The sequence below is a fragment of the Streptomyces sp. NPDC093097 genome, assembly GCF_044754325.1.
Classification (GTDB): domain Bacteria; phylum Actinomycetota; class Actinomycetes; order Streptomycetales; family Streptomycetaceae; genus Streptomyces.
Map to the genome: position 1 here is coordinate 348,772 of NZ_JBIVOW010000006.1, position 17,822 is coordinate 366,593.

At 74.2% G+C, this 17,822-nt stretch carries 14 protein-coding genes; 8 read left to right on the top strand and 6 right to left on the bottom strand.

The features are described 5' to 3' along the window. Positions 1–3: 3 nt before the first annotated feature. Positions 4–741 (bottom strand): MerR family transcriptional regulator, encoded by a 738-nt coding sequence (locus ACIQE0_RS13890; protein ID WP_402331578.1) that lies wholly within the window; start codon positions 739–741, stop codon positions 4–6. 301 nt (positions 742–1,042) lie between these two features. Between ACIQE0_RS13890 and ACIQE0_RS13895 the strand changes: the two genes are divergently transcribed. From ACIQE0_RS13895 to ACIQE0_RS13910, 4 genes are all read left to right on the top strand, one after another. Continuing rightward, complete coding sequence (locus ACIQE0_RS13895; protein ID WP_366329971.1) at positions 1,043–2,587, top strand: NAD(P)/FAD-dependent oxidoreductase; 1,545 nt, start codon at positions 1,043–1,045, stop codon at positions 2,585–2,587. After that, complete coding sequence (locus ACIQE0_RS13900) at positions 2,584–3,546, top strand: alpha/beta hydrolase (protein ID WP_366329972.1); 963 nt, start codon at positions 2,584–2,586, stop codon at positions 3,544–3,546. The genes ACIQE0_RS13895 and ACIQE0_RS13900 overlap by 4 nt, the downstream gene beginning before the upstream one ends. Further along, positions 3,543–4,421: an SDR family oxidoreductase gene (locus ACIQE0_RS13905; protein ID WP_402331407.1), complete on the top strand. Its 879-nt coding sequence runs from the start codon at positions 3,543–3,545 to the stop codon at positions 4,419–4,421. Before ACIQE0_RS13900 ends, ACIQE0_RS13905 begins: the two co-directional genes overlap by 4 nt. Positions 4,422–4,561: 140 nt before the next feature. Further along, complete coding sequence (locus ACIQE0_RS13910) at positions 4,562–4,735, top strand: hypothetical protein (protein ID WP_366329974.1); 174 nt, start codon at positions 4,562–4,564, stop codon at positions 4,733–4,735. A 295-nt stretch (positions 4,736–5,030) separates the two neighbouring features. Here the strand turns inward: ACIQE0_RS13910 and ACIQE0_RS13915 are convergent, their stop codons facing one another. Beyond that, positions 5,031–8,429 carry a S41 family peptidase gene (locus tag ACIQE0_RS13915; protein WP_402331411.1) on the bottom strand — a complete coding sequence of 1,133 codons (3,399 nt, stop codon included), beginning with the start codon at positions 8,427–8,429 and terminating at the stop codon, positions 5,031–5,033. 175 nt (positions 8,430–8,604) lie between these two features. Between ACIQE0_RS13915 and ACIQE0_RS13920 the strand changes: the two genes are divergently transcribed. Continuing rightward, positions 8,605–9,795: a serine hydrolase domain-containing protein gene (locus ACIQE0_RS13920; protein ID WP_402331414.1), complete on the top strand. Its 1,191-nt coding sequence runs from the start codon at positions 8,605–8,607 to the stop codon at positions 9,793–9,795. Between the two features lie 223 nt (positions 9,796–10,018). On the opposite strand, the gene ACIQE0_RS13925 is transcribed toward ACIQE0_RS13920, so the two are convergent. From ACIQE0_RS13925 to ACIQE0_RS13940, 4 genes are all read right to left on the bottom strand, one after another. Beyond that, complete coding sequence (locus ACIQE0_RS13925; protein WP_366329976.1) at positions 10,019–10,900, bottom strand: DMT family transporter; 882 nt, start codon at positions 10,898–10,900, stop codon at positions 10,019–10,021. Then, positions 10,897–11,418 carry a YbaK/EbsC family protein gene (locus ACIQE0_RS13930; protein ID WP_402331418.1) on the bottom strand — a complete coding sequence of 174 codons (522 nt, stop codon included), beginning with the start codon at positions 11,416–11,418 and terminating at the stop codon, positions 10,897–10,899. The genes ACIQE0_RS13925 and ACIQE0_RS13930 overlap by 4 nt, the downstream gene beginning before the upstream one ends. 84 nt (positions 11,419–11,502) lie before the next feature. After that, on the bottom strand, positions 11,503–13,155 hold the full coding sequence (locus ACIQE0_RS13935) for a penicillin-binding transpeptidase domain-containing protein (RefSeq protein WP_402331581.1): 1,653 nt from the start codon (positions 13,153–13,155) through the stop codon (positions 11,503–11,505). A 251-nt stretch (positions 13,156–13,406) separates the two neighbouring features. Further along, positions 13,407–15,146, bottom strand: a complete 1,740-nt coding sequence (locus ACIQE0_RS13940) for a dolichyl-phosphate-mannose--protein mannosyltransferase (protein WP_402331421.1) — start codon at positions 15,144–15,146, stop codon at positions 13,407–13,409. Positions 15,147–15,250: 104 nt separating this feature from the next. On the opposite strand from ACIQE0_RS13940, the gene rsmI reads away from it, so the two are divergent. The 3 genes from rsmI (at position 15,251) to ACIQE0_RS13955 (ending at position 17,816) form a co-directional block, all read left to right on the top strand. Then, positions 15,251–16,102: a 16S rRNA (cytidine(1402)-2'-O)-methyltransferase gene (gene rsmI / locus ACIQE0_RS13945; RefSeq protein ID WP_366329979.1), complete on the top strand. Its 852-nt coding sequence runs from the start codon at positions 15,251–15,253 to the stop codon at positions 16,100–16,102. A 277-nt stretch (positions 16,103–16,379) separates the two neighbouring features. Further along, entirely contained in the window at positions 16,380–16,856 is a 477-nt protein-coding gene (locus ACIQE0_RS13950) for a hypothetical protein (protein ID WP_366329980.1), read from the top strand. A gap of 33 nt (positions 16,857–16,889) precedes the next feature. Then, positions 16,890–17,816, top strand: coding sequence for a TatD family hydrolase (locus ACIQE0_RS13955; RefSeq protein WP_402331426.1), 927 nt, complete (start codon positions 16,890–16,892; stop codon positions 17,814–17,816). Positions 17,817–17,822: the final 6 nt, after the last annotated feature.

The following is a 17,822-nucleotide window of genomic DNA, read 5'->3' on the forward strand; positions in this document are numbered from 1 at the left end:
GGTTCAGTCCTTCTTGGGCGGCTGCTGCTCCTGGGGGGCGTTCGGGGCGGTGTCCGGCGTCCCGCCGCCCAGGATGCTCTCCAGTTCCGCGCGGATGCGGCGGTCCATGGCCATGGAGACCTCGGCCTCGACGACGCCCTTGGCGAGCGGGCGGAGGCTCTCCACGGTCTCCGCGGCCTGGGGGAGGTCCTGGAGGGTGGTGACGACATGGGTGCGGATGAGGGTGGTGAAGACGTCGGCGAGGGCGTCGGCGTGCGCGCGGACCGCGCGGCCGGCCTCCAGGACGGCGGCGAGCGGCACGCCCTGGGCGACGAGGTCGGTGGAGGCGTCCAGCAGGCGGCGGCTGATGTGCACGAACTCGTCGCCGTCGACGGCCAGATAGCCGATGGCGAGTGAGGCGGTGAGGTTCTCCGCGGTGACCTCGCCGCTGAAGTGGTCGGCGAGCTCCTCCGGGGTGAGGCGGACCGGGGTCTCCTCGGACCACGGGGTCAGCAACGGGCTGGGCAGGCCCAGGAGTTCACCGACGTCGCGGCCGGTCTCGAAGGCGGTGAACAGCTCGGCGATCCCGCCGAGGGTGTGGCCGCGCTCCAAAAGGGCGCCGATGGTGCGCAGACGGGCCAGGTGGTGCTCGTTGTACCAGGCGATCCGGCCCTCCCGGCGGGGCGGCGGCAGGAGCTTGCGCTCGCGGTAGAAGCGCAGGGTGCGCACCGTGATACCGGCTTCCCCGGCCAGGTCGGCCATCCGGAACTCGCGTTCCTTCGGGGCCGTTTCGCCGGGCCCGGGGGATATGTCGCCCCTGCGGGCGCGGGGGTGCGCGTTGTCGGGGGGAGGTGCTGCCGCCTGGTCTGCCACGGGGTCAGCCTAGGTCCTGTCACCGCCCTTGCGTCCGCGGTCCGGCGCCCGGGGTGACCGGAGGTAACTTCCCCTCGCCTGCCCCCTACCGCTCGGTACGGGACTGCCCTACGCTCCCACCATGCCAACCGCGCCAGTGATTGCTGGCGCGATTGGGGGACGGTGGAGCGGCGACACGGGAGGTGGCGGCATGGCCGACGACGGGCGGCGGCATGTGCGGGTGGCGGTGATCGGATCGGGATTCGGCGGCCTGGGGGCCGCGGTGCGGCTGCGGCGCGCCGGGATCACCGACTTCGTGGTCCTGGAACGGGCCGACGCGGTGGGCGGCACCTGGCGGGACAACAGCTATCCGGGGTGCGCCTGCGACGTGCCCTCGCATCTGTACTCGTTCTCCTTCGCGCCCAATCCGCAGTGGCCGCGCAACTTCAGCGGACAGCCGCACATCCGGGCCTACTTGGAGCGGGTGGCCGACACGTTCGGGCTGCGGCCGCACCTCCGCTTCGACGCCGAGGTGCGCGGACTGCGCTGGAACGGCACCGAGTTGCGGTGGGAGATCGACACCGCCCAGGGGCCCTACACCGCCGATGTGGTGGTGTCGGCCACCGGGCCGCTCTCCGATCCGCAGATCCCCGACATCCCCGGGCTCGCGGACTTCCCCGGCAAGGTCTTCCACTCGGCGCGCTGGGACCACGACTACGACCTGCGGGGCAAGCGGGTCGCCATGGTCGGCACCGGCGCCTCCGCCATCCAGATCGTGCCGGCCATCCAGCCGGAGGTCGGGCGGCTGACGGTGTTCCAGCGGACCCCGCCGTGGGTGATGCCGCGGGCCGACCGGCGGATCAGCGGCGTGGAGCGCTGGCTGCACACCAAGGTGCCCGCCACCCGCCAGCTGCGCCGCCAACTCCTGTGGGGCATAAGGGAATTGCAGGTCAGCGCGTTCACCAAGCGGCCCGGTGAGCTGGGGCCGGTCGAGAGCCTCGCCAAGGCGCACCTGCGCAAGGCGATCAAGGACCCGGCGCTGCGGGCCCGGCTGACGCCCGACTACCGCATCGGCTGCAAGCGGATCCTGTTGTCCAACACCTGGTACCCGGCGCTGGCCCGGCCCACCGTGGACGTGGTCACCTCCGGGCTGCGCGAGATCCGGGGCAACGTCCTGGTCGCGGCGGACGGCACCGAGGCCGAGGCGGACGCGATCGTCTTCGGGACCGGCTTCCACGTCACCGACATGCCGATCGCCCAGCGGGTCGTCGGGGCGCGCGGCACCACCCTCGCGCAGGAGTGGAAGGACGGCATGGAGGCGCTGCGCGGCGCCAGCGCGGCCGGCTTCCCCAACTTCCTCACGATCATCGGGCCCAACACCGGCCTGGGGAACAGCTCGATGATCCTGATGATCGAGTCGCAGCTGAACTACCTCGTCGACTACCTGCGCCAACTCGACGTCCTCGGCGGCCGGATCGCCCTGGACGCCCGGCAGTCCGCCGTCGACGAGTGGACCCGCACCGTCCAGCGGCGGATGGCGCGCACGGTGTGGAACACCGGCGGCTGCGACAGCTGGTACCTCGACGCGAACGGGCGGAACACCACCGTCTGGCCGGGCACCACCGGCGAGTTCCGCCGCGCGACCCGGCAGGTGGACCTCGCCGAGTACGAGGTGATCCGGCCCCCGCGCAGCGGCCCGGCCGGCGCACCGGCCGCGGCCGCCGCCCGCACCACCGCCGAGGAGGTGGCGGCATGACCGGCCCGGCACACGCCACCCGGGGCCGCTACGCCCCGCCGGCCCCCCGCCGGACCCTGGAGGTCACCTCCGCCGACGGCGCCCGGCTGCACGCCGAGGTGCACGGGCCGGCGGACGCCCCGGCCGTGGTCCTGGCGCACGGCTGGACCTGCTCGACCGCCTTCTGGGCCCCGGTCGTACGGGAACTGGCCGACGCCCACAAGGTCGTGCTCTACGACCAGCGGGGGCACGGCCGCAGCCCGGCCGTCCCGCCCGCCGGCTACGGCACCCGCCAACTCGCCGACGACCTGGTCGCCGTCCTGGAGCAGACCCTGGAGCCCGGCGAACGGGCCGTCCTCGGCGGGCACTCCATGGGCGGGATGACGCTCATGGCCGCCGCCGAGCGGCCGGAACTGCGCGCCCGCGCCGCGGCCGCCCTGCTGTGCAGCACCGGCAGCGCCGACCTGTCGGCCGAGGCCCGGGTGTTCCCGCTGCCCACCCCCGACGGCCGCCGCCGGGCGCACCGGCTGCTGCTGGGCTCCCGCGCCCCGCTCGGGCCGATCACCCCGGCCGCCAAGTGGGCCCTGCGGTACGCCACGATGGGCCCCGGGGCGAGCGCCGAGCAGATCGAGGCGTGCGCCCGGATCGTGCACGCCTGCCCGCCGCGCGTCCGGGCCCGCTGGGGCGCGGTGCTCCACGGCCTCCAACTCACCCGGGGCGCGAGCCGGTTGGAGGTGCCGACCGCGGTCCTGGCGGGCACCGAGGACCGGCTCACCCCGTTCGTGCACGCCCGGCGGCTGGCCTCGGTCCTCCCGCAGTGCGTGGGGCTGACGGCGCTGCCCGGCCTCGGCCATATGACCCCCGTCGAGGACCCGGACGCGGTCGCCGCCCGGCTGCGCGAACTCGTCCGCGACCACCTGGCCCCCGCACCCCGGGGCGAGCGACCCACCGAGCAGCGGCAGAAGGAGCAGACGGCGTGAACGGGAACAAGCTGGACGGGCAGGTCGTGGTCGTCACCGGCGCGGCGCGCGGCGTCGGCGCGCTGCTGGCGCGGAAGCTGTCGGCGCGCGGGGCGACCCTGGCCCTGGTCGGTCTGGAGCCCGACGAACTGCGCGAGGTCGCGGCCTTGTTGCACGGCCCCGCGCACCACTGGCACGCCGACGTCACCGACCACGAGGCGATGGCCCGGATCGCGCAGGAGGTCAAGCTGCGCTTCGGGAAGGTCGACGTGGTGGTCGCCAACGCCGGGGTGGCGACCGGCGGCCCGCTGGTGGAGTCCGACCCGGTGGCCTGGAGGCGGGTCATCGAGGTCAACCTGATCGGCGGCGCGGTCACCGCGCGGGCGTTCCTGCCGGTACTCATGGAGTCCCGCGGCTACTTCCTCCAGATCGCCTCGCTCGCCGCGATCACACCGGCGCCGATGATGAGCGCGTACTGCGCCTCCAAGTCGGGCGTGGAGGCGTTCGCGCACAGCCTGCGCGCCGAGGTCGGCTACCAGGGCGTCCGGGTCGGGGTCGGCTATCTGAGCTGGACCGACACCGACATGGTGCGCGGCGCCGACCGGGAGGACCTGATGCGGGAGTTGCGCGCCCGGCTGCCCTGGCCGGCCAACAAGACCTATCCGCTGGGCCCGGCCGTGGAGCGCCTCGCGGACGGTGTCGAGCGCCGCTCCGCGCATGTCTACGGGCAGTGGTGGCTGCGCGGGATGCAGTCGGTGCGCGGGTATCTGCCCGCGCTCATAGGGACGGTGGGGCAGCGCGAGATGCGGCGGTTCGGGGACCGGCTCGACGGGTTCCGGCCCGGACTGGTCGGCGCGGGCGGCGAGGCGGACGAGAAGGCCCGGCTGAACGGGTAGCGCGCCCGGGGGCGGTGGGCCGGCCCCCGACTCCGGGGCCGGCCACGGAAAGTGCCCGATTGTGATCGAAATGCGACGAATGTCGGTTCGTGTCACGCTTATCGAGCCCGATCCCCCACACCCCCACAGGAGTGAACAGCATGGGCATGGAAGACCAGTTCAAGGACAAGCAGCAGAAGCTCAAGGACGAGGCCAAGCGTCGTCAGCAGGGCCAGCAGCGCGGTCGGCAGCCGCAGGAGCGCGGCAAGCAGTCCCCCGAGCGCGGCCAGCAGCCCCGCGAGCGCGGCCAGCAGTCGCTGGACGACATCGACTAGGGCTTCCAGAGCCGACGCGACGGCGTCCGCAGCGACGGACGTCTGACGTCCTTCAACGAGGGTCGTTCGTCCTCACGGAGGGGCGCATCCGGAGAACCATCCGGGTGCGCCCCTTCGGCGTGCGTCGGCATACGGGCAGTCCGGGCATGCCGACCGGCGTGCTGGAGGACGGTCCGGTCGACGCTCATCGGCTGCCCCTCAACGGCCATGACGCCGCCGGCCGTTGAGGGTCGACGAGGGCGCACGGAGTCGGCGTATCGGCCGTTCCGTCGGCGCGGGCAGAGGAAGGTGTGCGTCAGCCGTTGCTGCCGCCGCGCGGCGGGAGCGGGGGCCGCCGCCGGTCCGGGACGTCGGAGAGGTCCGGCGGGGTCGCCGTGGGATGGCGGTCCAGCAGCTCCAGCGCGGTGCGCACCGCCACGCCCAGCTGCGGGTGGCGGCCCTCCGCCCAGTGCAGCGGGGAGCGCAGCGCCTCGATGTCCACCTCGACGCCGTGGTTCTCCACCCCCCAGCCGTAGACGCGGAGCCACGCGGCGTTCATCGGGACGGTGATCTGGGTGCCGTCCGCGAGCCGGTGCCGGCCGGTCATGCCGACCACCCCGCCCCAGGTGCGCATCCCCACCACCGGGCCGATGCCCAGCAGCTTGAACGCCGCGGTGATCATGTCGCCGTCGGAGGAGGTCATCTCGTCGGCGACCGCGACCACCGGGCCGCGCGGCGCGTTGCCGGTGTACGACACCGGCTCGGCGTCCCGGGTCAGGTCCCACCCCATGATCGTGCGGGTCAGCTTCTCGATGACCAGCTCGGAGATGTTCCCGCCGGCGTTGCCGCGGACGTCCACGATCAGCGCCGGCATCGCCATCTCCCGCCGCAGGTCGCGGTTGAACTGCGCCCACCCCGAGCCGCCCATGTCCGGGATGTGCAGATAGCCGCACCGGCCGTCGCTCAACTCCCGGACCACCGCCCGCCGTTTGGCCACCCAGTCCTGGTAGCGCAGCGGACGCTCGTCGACCAGCGGGACCACCGCGACCCGGCGGGCGTGCGCGGTGCCGTTCCCCTCGCCTTCGGGCGGCGCGAAGGTCAGTTCCACGGTGGTGCCGCCGGCCGCGGCCAGCAGCGGGAACGGCCCGGTCACCGGGTCCACCGGCCGCCCGTCGACATGGGTGAGCGCACTGCCCTCGCGGATACCGGTGCCGGCCAGCGGCGAGCGGGCCTTGGAGTCCGAGGACTCGCCGGGCAGGATCCGCCGGACCACCCAACGGTCCTCCCGGCGCACGAAGTTGGCGCCGAGCAGACCGATCGGGCGCTGGTAGTGCGGCGGCCCCTCGTTGCGCCGGGCGCCGGCGACGTAGGCGTGCGAGGTGCCCAGCTCGCCCAGCACCTCGCGCAGCAGATCGGCGAACTCGTCGGGGGCGGCGACCCGTTCGAGCAGCGGCCGGTACTGCGCCAGCACCTCGTCCCAGTCGATCCCGGACAGCTTGGGGTCCCAGAAGTACGCCCGGACGATCCGGCCCGCCTCGTCGAACGCCTGCCGCCACTCCGCGCCCGGCTCGACGTCGTGCAGGATCCGCCGCGGGTCCAGGTAGACCGTGGTGTCGCTGTCCGCCGGCTCGGCCGCCGGCACCGCGCGCAGGTCGCCCCCGTCGTTGACCACCAGCCGGGTGCCGTCGCCGCTGAGCGCGAACGCGTCCAGGGAGCTGGTGAGTTCGGTGCGCCGCGCCTTGGTCAGGTCGAAGTGTTCGAGGGTGGGGCGGCCGGAGGTGTCGGCCGGATTGGCGAAGGTCTCGCCCAGCGCACCGGAGATCGGCCAGCGCAGCCACACCAGCCCGCCGCCGCTGACCGGCCGCAGCGACGAGTACTTCGACGCGGCGACCGGGAACGGCGTGACCCGGTTCGCCAGCCCCTCCACCTCCACCAGCACCGGCCCCTCCCCGGCCGGCGGGGGGTTCTCGTCCGGGTCCAGCCCGCCCGCCGCCGGCCGGCCCTCCGGGGACAGCGCGAACGGGGACGGTGTCGCCGACGACAGCGGGACGAGGTAGGGGCGGCAGCCCAACGGGAACGACAGGTCGCCGGTGTGCACGTCGTAGACCGGGTCGAAGCCGCGCCAGGACAGGAAGGCGAGGTACCGGCCGTCCCGGGTGAACACCGGCTGCTCGTCCTCGAAGCGGCCGTTGGTGACGTCCACGATGTGCCCGTCGGACAGCCGGGCCATCCGGATCATCCGCAGCGTCCGGCCGATGCCCGGGTGCGACCAGGTCAGCCAGCGGGAGTCGGGGGAGAACGCCAGGTGGCGGACCGGGCCGTTGCCGGAGCGGGTCAGCTCCTCGACCGCCCCGTCCGTGCCGCCGCCCTCGGGGCCGGCGGCCGCCGCCTCCGGTTCGCCGGCGTCCACCAGCAGCAGCCGCCCGTCGTGCGTGGCCACCGCCAGCCGCGTCCCGTCCGGCGCGGAGACCAGCTCATGGACCCGGCCCAGCGCCCCGGCCGCCAGCCGGCGCGGGGTGCCCGGCCCGCTGGCCCGCGGCAGGTTGGCGATCTCGACGGCGTCGTCGCCCTCGGCGTCCGTCACATACGCGATCCGGCCGGTCGCGCCCAGCATCACCGGCAGCCGGACCCGCACCCCCGGGGTGTCGTGGATCGTCCGGGCCGGCCCGTCGCGGTGGGTGAGCCAGTACAGGCTGCCGCGCACCCCGACCGCGCTGGCCCGCCCGGTGGCGTCCACCGCCAGACCGGTGACGTTCGAGGCGGCCGGCACCTGGTACGTGCGGCGGCCGGCCCGCGGGCCGCCCAGCCGCACCGCGAGCTTCTGCGGCGCCGCGTCCGGCGCCAGGTCGTCGATCAGCCACAGGTCGCCGGCGCACTGGTACACGATCCGGGACCCGTCGGTCGAGGCGTGCCGGGCGTAGAAGTCGGGATGGTCGCTGTGCCGCCGCAGATCCGTGCCGTCCGGCCGGCACGAGTAGACGTTGCCGACGCCCTCGTGGTCGGAGAGGAAGGCGATCCGGCCGGCGGTGAACATCACCGCGTCCAGGTGCCCGCACAGGTCCGGCAGCAGCCGGGTGCCGTGCAGCCACATCCGGCCCATCGCCCCGCCGCGGTAGCGCTTCCACGACGCCGGCTCGTGCGGCGGCTTGCCGCTGAGCAGCAGCGTGCGGCGCTCCCCGCCGAGATCGGCCACCGCGATGTCGGAGACCGGCCCCCAGGGCAGCTGGCCGCCGGGGCTGCCGTCGGTGGGCAGGCGGTACGCCCACGAGTAGTACGAGAACGGCTGGCCGTGCGAGGACACCGCGAGGATCTGCGGCTCGCCCTCGCCGTTCGGCGGCGACCAGCCGCAGACCCGGGCGTCGGTGCTGCCCCAGTACGTCAGCCGCCGTGCCGGGCCGCCGGCCACCGGGACGAGGTGGACCTCCGGGTCGAGGCTGCGCCAGCTGGTGAACGCGATCTGCGACCCGTCGGGGGAGAAGCGGGGATGGCCCACCCGGGTCCGGTCCACGGTCAGCCGCCAGGCCCGGCCCGGCTCCGCGCCCTGCGCCGCGAGCGGCGCCAGCCACAGGTCGTCCTCGGCGGCGAAGCACAGCAGATCGCCGTGGAGGTGCGGGAATCGCAGGTACGACCCGGGCGGACGGCCCGGTTCGGACGGAACACGGCGCAGCCGGCCACGCGAGGCGGCGGCCTGGGGTGCATCGCTCACGTCCCCCATGGTTTCGGCGCCGCGAGCGGGCGGCAACTCGGCCTGGCCGGACGGCGCCGCCCCGCGCGGATGTGAGGAACGCCACGGCCCGTGGCCCTGGCGGTGCCCCTGGTCATGAGCATGGATGCGGGCGTTGCACCATTGATGGGTCACCAAAGCGACGGAAGAGTGGGAAGCGGGAACAGTGGTGGACGTCCAGGGCACGGTCGAGGACGGCTTCGAGCCGGTCCGGGACGCCTTCGCAGCCAACTTCGCCGAGCGCGGCGAGCGCGGCGCGGCCGTCACCGTCTACCGGGACGGCCGCAAGGTCGTCGACCTCTGGGGCGGCACCAGGGACGGCGACGCCGATCCCGACGACCCCGCGGCCGCCCCCTGGGAGCCCGGCACCGCCCAGATCGTCCGCTCCGCCACCAAGGGCATCGCCGCCACCGTCCCGCTGCTCATGCACCAGCGCGGCCAACTCGACCTGGACGCCCCGGTCGGCACGTACTGGCCGGAGTTCAAGGCCGCCGGCAAGGACCGCGTCCTGGTCCGCCACCTCCTCGCGCACCGCGCCGGCCTGCCCGTCCTGGACACCCCGCTCACCCCCGCCCAGGCCGTCGACGGCACCAGCGGCCCGGCCGCGGTCGCGGCCCAGGCCCCCGCCTGGACCCCCGGCACCGACCACGGCTACCACGCCCAGACCTACAGCTGGCTGCTGGGCGAACTGGTGCGGCGGGTCACCGGCCGCACCCTCGGCGCCTTCGTCGCCGAGGAGATAGCCGGGCCGCTCGGCCTCGACCTGTGGATCGGCCTCCCCGACGGGGCCCGCTCCCGCGTCGGCCGCCTGGCCCCCGTCGAGGCCCCGCCCCGCCCGGGCTCCGCCGGCCTGCGGGCCCGCCCCAAGAAGGCGGTCGCCGAGGCGTACGCCGACCCGGCCTCCCTCACCAGCCGCGCCTTCGCCGCGATCTCCCCGGCCCCCGACGAGAACGACGACGCCTACCGCGCCGGCGAACTCCCCGCCTCCGCCGGTATCGCCACCGCCCCCGCGCTGGCCCGCGCCTACGCCGCGCTGATCGGCCCGGTCGACGACCACCCCCGCCTCTTCGCCCCGGCGACGCTGACCCTCGCCCGCACCGAGGAGTCCGCCGGCCCCGACCGCACCCTCCTCGTCAACACCCGCTTCGGCCTGGGCTTCATGCTGCACGGGCCGGCGTCGCCGCTGCTCGGCCCCGGCTCGTTCGGCCACCCCGGCCGCGGCGGCGCCCTGGCCTTCGCCGACCCGGAGAGCGGGATCGCCTTCGGCTACGTCACCAACGGGATGCAGCGGAACGTGACGGCGGATCCGCGGGCGCAGGCGCTGGTGCGCGCGCTGGCCTCCCGCGTTGCCGGCTGATCCGCCGTAGGGCTTGCTGTCTCCGCCGTCGGCGGAGGGGGTGTCGGGGCGGGGCCCCGACAGTGCCTGGTGGCGGGTCCGGAGCCCCCGCCCCACCACCCCTCCCGCCGAAGGCGGAACGAGCAGCACCCCGCACGGCGGGAATCCACACCACCGTGGGCGCACCCCGCCGGACGGCGAACCGCACGGCGGGAGACCCGACAACGTGGGAGGAACCCCGGCGTCAGCCGGCCAGCATCAGACCGATCCCCACCACCATCACCCCCGCCGCCGCCATCCTCGGCAGACCGAACCGCTCCTTGAAGAAGAGCGTCCCGATCGCGGCCCCGACGATGATCGACGACTCGCGCAGCGCCGCGATGGGGGCCAGCGCCGCGCGGGTCTGGGCCCACAGCACCAGCCCGTAGGCGATGACGGACAGCAGCCCGCCGATCAGCCCGCGAAGCGCGAACGGCCGTAGTTCGGCGGCGAGTCGGCCGCGTCGGGTGGCCAGTGCGTAGGCGGGGATGACGAGTCCTTCGAGGATCATCAGCCAGGCGATGTAGCCGAGCGGGGTCCCGGAGTCGCGGACGCCCAGGCCGTCGACGGTGGTGTAGGAGGCGATGGCCAGGCCGGTGGCGAGCGCGGCCGTTATCGCCGGCCACTGCGGGCGGGCGCGGTCCCCGGTCGCCGTGGCGGCGGCGGAGGCCCGCCCGTCCCGGATGCCCCACAGGGCCAGCCCCACCAGGCCGGCGGAGGCCAGTGCGACGCCGGCCAGCGCCCAGCCGTCGGGTATCTCGTGCACGAAGACCGCGGCGAGGACGGTGACGACCAGCGGCGCGGTGCCCCGGGCGATCGGATACATCTGCCCGAAGTCGCCCAGCCGGAAGGACTGCATCAGCAGCCCCTGGTAGACGATGTGCAGCACCGCGGAGGTCAGCAGGTAGGGCCAGGCGGCGGCCGCCGGCAGCGGGGTGAAGCAGGCCAGGACCGCGCCGCAGACCGCCCCGCCGCCCCCGACGAGGGTGAAGGCCAGGAGCTGGTCGCGTATGCCGTGGGCCAGCGCGTTCCAGCTTGCGTGGGTGACGGCGGCCAGCAGGACGGCCGCGACGACGAGCGGCGTCACTGGGCCGGCTCGCGGACGTCGACCAGCCGGCCGCCGGCGTGGGCGAGCAACGTCTGCGGGTCGAGCGGGAAGACGGTGTGCGGGGTGCCGGCGGCGGCCCAGACGGTGTCGTGCGCGAGGATGCCGCGATCGGCGAGCACGGGGGTGCGGGTGCGGTGGCCGAACGGCGGGACGCCGCCGATCGCGTAGCCGGTGGTCTCCCGGACGAGCGCGGCGTCGGCCCGCCTGACCTTCGTGGCGCCCAGCTCGGCCCGTACGCGCTCCACGTCCACCCGGGAGGCGCCGTCCACCAGGACCAGCACCGGTGCGCCGCCGGCCGTGAAGACCAGCGACTTGACGATCTGGGCGAGGTCGCAGCCGATCGCCGCCGCGGCCTGTGCGGCGGTCCGGGTGGCCTCGGGGAACGCGCGGACCTCGACGCTCAGGCCGAGGGCGGCCAGCGCCTCGGCGAAGCGCGGAGGGGCGGCGGTGACGGTGGCGGTCGGGGTGGTCTCGGTACCGGTTGCGGAATCGCTCATGGCCCGCACGCTAGCGAAAGCTGTACGGGCCACGCGAACACCTTCCGGCCGGTGGACACCCCGGTAACGGGGCGTCCACGGACGTCAGTTGCCGCCGAGCAGGGCGCGGACCACCGGGCCCGCGTTGGTGCCGCCGTGGCCGCTGGCCGGGACGACCGCGGCGGCCGCCAGGTCGCCCCGGTAGGCGGCGAACCAGGCGTTGGGCTTGTCCTGGTTGTCGACCTCGGCGGAACCGGTCTTGGCGCCGATGTCGCCGCTGAGGCCCTGCATCGCCTCGGCGCCCGTACCGGACGTCGCGGTCAGCCTCATCAGCGACTTGAGCTGCTTGGCGGTGTCCGGCTTCATGGCGCCCGCGGCCTTGGCGAACGCCCGGTTGTCCAGCGACTGGGCGACGATGTACGGCTGGCGGAAGCCGCCGGACTGCGCGGTGGCGGCGATCGAGGCCACGTTGAGCGGGTTCATCCGGACGCCGCCCTGGCCGATCAGCGAGGCCGCCATCTGGGCGTCGTGCTGCACCGGGACGGTGCCGTCGAAGGTGGGGATGCCGGTGGCCCAGTTCAGCCCGATGCCGAAGACGTCCCGGGCCTCCTTGGTCAGGTCGTCGTCGCCGAGGTCCTTGGCGTGCCCGATGAAGGCGTTGTTGCAGGACGCCGCGAAGCTCTGCGCGAAGGTGCCGTCCGGGATCTCGGACTTGTTGAGGTTCTGGAACTTCCAGCCGCCGACCGTGACGAACTTCGCGCACGGGTCCTTCTTGTCCGGCGCCGTCAGCCCCTTGTCCATCAGCATCGCCGCGGTGACGATCTTCATCGTCGAGCCGGGCGCCAGCGAGCCCTGGGTGGCGACGTTGAAGCCGTTCGCGGGGGAGTTGGCGATCGCCAGGATCTCCCCGGTGCTGGGCTTCACGGCCGCCGCGGACGCCGACTTCTTGTCCTTGACGGCGTTCTCGGCGAGGGTCTGGAGCTTGGCGTCCAGCGTCGTCTTCAGCGTCCCCGGGGTGCCCTGGGAGAGCACCTTCAGCGTCTTGTCGGGCTGCTGCTTGTTGCTGTCGGCGGCCTTGGCGCGGTGGATGTAGAGCTCCACGCCGGGCTTGCCGTCGGTCTTGCTGCCGTACTTGGTGCGCAGGCTGTCCAGCACCCCGGCCAGCGTCGGGTGGTCCTTTGCGGTCAGCTCGACGCCGTTGCGGTCCACCGCCTTGATCGGCGGCGCCTCGGCCTCGCCGGTGCGCAGCGCGTCGCCCTTGGCCAGGCCCGGGTAGAGCGCGGCGGGCTGCCAGGCGACCTGCGGCTTCCCACTGGCCTTGTCGCGCTTGAGGGTCACCGCGCTGCCGTACGAGAACGGGGTCTGCACGGACTTGTAGGCGATCTGCGCGGCGACCGTGTACGGCACCTTGTCGCCCGCCGGGGTGCCCGGCTTCAGCGTCACCTTCGAGAACTTCGCCTGCTGGGCGAAGGAGGCGAGCGCGGCGCGGGCGGCGCCCGGGTCGTCGGTTAGCGCGGCGGCCTTCGCGGTGTCCCCGGACTGCCAGGCGGTCAGGAACGCCTGCGCCGTGGTGTGCACTTCCTCGGCGGTCAGCGGGCCCGCCGGCACCGAGCCGCCGTCGCCGGACTTGCCGTCCGCCGAGCGGACCGCCTGCGGGGACGAGTCGTCCGAGCCGCCGAACAGCGTGAGGCCGCCGACCACGCCCACCACCAGGGCCACGGACCCGCCGATCAGCCCGTACTTCACCTCGCGGCGCATGTCACCGATTGCCACCGATCCCCTCCCAGGAACTTGAGGGCCTTGAGTACGCACCCAAGAACGCCCCCCGCACTCTATGGGACACGGGGACGCGCCATGTCTCGATCAGGGCACGGTCCGGTGACACGCGGTCGAACGGCCATGACGGGTTCGTCACATCCGCCGCGCGGCGGGGCGCGAACCGGTCAACTGGGGCCTGCCGGTGGGCAGTGCGGGCCCGCACCGCCCACCGGCAGCCCGGATGACGGGAGTTAGACCCAGCTGTCGAACCACATCCGGTTGTGCCAGGCGCTCTTGGGGATCGGCAGACCGGTATAGAGCGGATAGAAGTAGACGAAGTTCCAGGCGATCAGCAGCACCAGGACGCCCGCGCCGACCGCGCCGATGGTGCGCCGCCGCTCGTCGGAGCGCGGCGGCCCGATGAGCGCGCCGATCATCATCGCCAGCGCCAGGCACAGGAACGGGACGAAGACCACCGCGTAGAAGAGGAAGATGGTCCGCTCCTGGTAGAGGAACCACGGCAGATAGCCGGCCGCGACGCCGCAGGCGATCGCCCCGGCCCGCCAGTCCCGCCGGAAGGCCCACCGCCACAGCACGTAGAGCAGCGCGAAGCAGGCCGCCCACCACAGCAGCGGGGTGCCCAGTGCCAGCACCTCGCGGGCGCAGCCCTCGGCGGCGGTGCAGCCGTCCTGCCCGGCCTTGGGGTCCTCGTAGAAGTACGAGACCGGGCGGCCCAGCACCAGCCAGCTCCACGGGTTGGACATATAGGTGTGCGGCGTGGTCAGGCCGGTGTGGAAGGCGTAGACCTCGGTCTGGTAGTGCCACAGGCTGCGCAGCCAGTCGGGCAGCCAGGTGAAGGCGCTGTCCCGGCCCTCGGGGGAGGTGGCCCAGTCGCGGTAGTAGCCGCCCTTGGTCGCGATCCAGCCGCTCCAGGACGCCAGGTAGGTGGCGAGCGCCACCACGACCGTGGCGCCGAACGCGGGCAGCGCGTCGCGTCGCAGCACCGCGCGGAAGGGGTGCCGGGCCCCGGCCGTGCGCCGCGCCCCCATGTCCCACAGCACCGACATCAGCGCGAACGCCGCCAGGAAGTACAGGCCGTTCCACTTCGTCGCCGCCGACAGGCCCAGGCACAGCCCGGCCGCGATCCGCCACGGCCGCCAGCCCAGCCGCAGCCGGCCCCCGACCTCCGCGTCGGGTTGGGTCAGTCCCTCGGCGTTGGTGGGCAGCGCCGCCGCCAGCCGGGCCCGGGTGCGGTCCCGGTCCACCAGCAGGCAGCCGAAGCCGGCCAGCACCCAGAACATCACGATCAGGTCCAGCAGCGCGGTCCGGCTCATCACGAAGTGCAGCCCGTCCACCGCCAGCAGCGCGCCGGCCAGGCACCCCAGCGCCGTCGAGCGCAGCAGCCGCCGCCCGATCCGGCAGACCAGGAGCACCGACAGGGTCCCCAGCAGCGCGGTCATGAACCGCCAGCCGAAGGGGTTCATCCCGAACGCCCACTCGCCCAGCGCGATCAGCCACTTGCCCATCGGCGGATGGACGACGTACGAGTGCTCCGGCGAGAGCAGGATCTGCGGGGGATGGGCGAGCAGGGCGTCGTTGGCGTTCTTCGCCCAGGTGCCCTCGTAGCCGTACTGGAGCAGCGACCAGGCGTCCTTGGGGTAGTACGTCTCGTCGAATATCACCTTCCGCGGACTGCCGAGGTTCCAGAACCGCAGGACGCCCGCGCAGAGCGTCACCAGCAGCGGCCCGATCCAGCCCGACCAGCGCGCCAGCAGCGGCGCGAGCCGCGGGCCGGCGCCGAGCAGCGCCCACACCCGCCCGTCCGGCTCCGGGAAGGGTGCCACCAGCCGCGTCCGGATGTCGGCCCGGGGACGGCCGGCGTACCCGAACCGGCGCAGCCGCCGCTGCCACACGGGGGGCCGGTCGATCGGCTCCGAGGTGCCCGGGGCGGCCGCGTGCGTCGCGGTGGTGTCACTCGTCACCCGGCCCATCGTAGGGAAGGGGTCCCGGAGGCGGGCGGCCCGCGCCGCCGGGCGGTGCCGCGCGTCACCGGCCCGGGCCCGACCGGGCGCCCGCGGTCAGGGAGGATGGGGGGGTGACTGGAACGCTGGTACTTGCAGGGACGCCCATCGGCGACGTGGCGGACGCCCCGCCGCGGCTCGCCGCCGAACTGGCCGCCGCCGACGTGATCGCCGCCGAGGACACCCGGCGGCTGCGCCGGCTCACCCAAGCCCTGGACGTGACGCCGGCCGGCCGGATCGTGTCGTACTTCGAGGGCAACGAGGCGGCCCGGACGCCGGAGCTGGCGGACGCGCTGGCCGGCGGGGCGCGGGTGCTGCTGGTCACCGACGCCGGTATGCCGTCGGTCTCCGACCCCGGCTACCGCCTGGTCGCCGCCGCCGTCGAGCGCGGCGTCAAGGTCACCGCCGTCCCCGGCCCGAGCGCGGTGCTCACCGCCCTCGCGGTGTCCGGGCTGCCGGTGGACCGGTTCTGCTTCGAGGGGTTCCTGCCGCGGAAGGCCGGGGAGCGGCTCTCCCGCCTCCGCGACGTCGCCGGCGAACGCCGCACCCTGGTCTACTTCGAGGCGCCGCACCGCCTGGACGACACCCTCGCCGCGATGGCCGAGGTCTTCGGCGCCGACCGCCGCGCCGCGGTCTGCCGCGAGCTGACCAAGACGTACGAGGAGGTGCGGCGCGGCGGGCTGGGCGAGCTGGCGGCGTGGGCCGCCGAGGGCGTCCGCGGGGAGATCACCATCGTCGTCGAGGGCGCCCCGGAGAGCGGGCCGGCGGAGCTGGACGCCGCGGAGCTGGTGCGCCGGGTGCGGATCCGGGAGGAGGCCGGGGAGCGCCGCAAGGAGGCGATCGCGGCGGTGGCGGCGGAGGCCGGTCTGCCCAAGCGGGAGGTCTTCGACGCGGTCGTGGCGGCCAAGAACGCGGCCAAGGGCTGACGCCGAGGGCCCCGGCACCGGGCTGCCCGGCTGAGCGTCCGGCCGCTCGGGAGAGCGGAAAAGCCCAGCTCACGGGGCTGATGTGACCTGCGGGAAGGTAAATGGCCGGCATCGAAGGTAAAGCGATCACCTGCGTTCCGGTGCGTTTGTCCTACGAGCTGCCAAATCTGGGCCAATAGGTAGCAGCTCGGCTGCGCTCGGACCGTGAAAGGGCGTTCCCTGGGAACCGGGACCATCCGTCCCCGGAGAGCTTGTCCAGCGGACAAGAGGAGCGCACATGAGCGACATGATGAAGGCCACCGCCGGTTCCTTCGGCGCGGCACCCGCGAGCCCCCTCCCGACCCAGCCCCGACGTCCCGAACCCGCCGCCCACGAGGCCTACGCCTTCTGCTGCATGAGCTGCGGCCACGGCTGGGAGCAGGCCTACGAGATCGAGCACCAGGCCGACCCCAAGGGCGTCGTGCACGCCGTCTACTACGCGGACGGCGAGCGCGTCCCGTCCCCCCTGACCCGTCCCACCTGCCTCAACTGCGGCGGGCACGTCGTCCGCATCATGCGCTCCGGACAGGTCTCGATGGTCTCCGACGCGATCGCCCACCTGCACCGACGGCCGAACCACCACAAGAAGGCCGCCCACCAGGAGGAGACCGGCGCTCCCGCGGACGACAGCCGCACCGGCAGCACCGCCGCACCCGGTCGGCACCACTGGCACCTCTCCGATCTGCTGCACCCCTTCCAGCACCACCGCAGGTGAGGGACCGGCCGCGGTCCTCGTAGGATCGCGGCCATGGCCAAGCAGGACAACGACACCCCGCCGCCGCTGCCGGAGCCGCTCCGGGTACCGGTGGCGGACTCGCACACCCATCTGGACATGCAGGACACCACCGTCGAGGGCGCCCTCGCCAAGGCCGCCTCCGTCGGCGTCACCACCCTCGTCCAGGTGGGCTGCGACGTGGCCGGCTCCCGCTGGGCCGCGGACACCGCCGCCGCCCACGACAGCGTGCACGCCGCCGTCGCCCTGCACCCCAACGAAGCCCCGCGGATCGTCTTCGGCGACCCCATCGAGGGGACGTCGCGAAGCGACTCCGGCGAGGGTGGTGGTGGGCGACGGGCGGGCCGGTCCCGGCAGGGCGCCCGCGCCGCCGGCGGTGACGCCGCCCTCGACGACGCGCTGGGTGAGATCGACGCGCTCGCCGCCCGCCCCGAGGTCCGCGGCGTCGGCGAGACCGGCCTGGACTACTTCCGCACCGGCCCCGAGGGCACCGCGGCCCAGCAGCGCTCCTTCCGCGCCCATGTCGAGATCGCCAAGCGGCACGGCAAGGCCCTGGTCATCCATGACCGCGAGGCCCACGACGACGTGCTGCGCATCCTGCGCGAGGAGGGCGCACCCGACCGGGTCGTCTTCCACTGCTACTCCGGCGACGCCGCGATGGCCGAGATCTGCGCCGCGGCCGGCTACTTCATGTCCTTCGCCGGCAACATCACCTTCAAGAACGCCCAGCCGCTGCGGGACGCCCTCGCCGTCGCCCCGCCCGAGCTCGTCCTGGTCGAGACCGACGCGCCCTTCCTCACCCCCGCGCCGTACCGCGGACGGGCCAACGCGCCGTATCTCATCCCCCTGACCCTGCGCGCCATGGCCGCGGTCAAGGGCATGGACGAGGACGCGCTGGCCTCGGCCGTCGCCGCCAACACCGCCCGCGCGTTCGACTACTGACCCCGA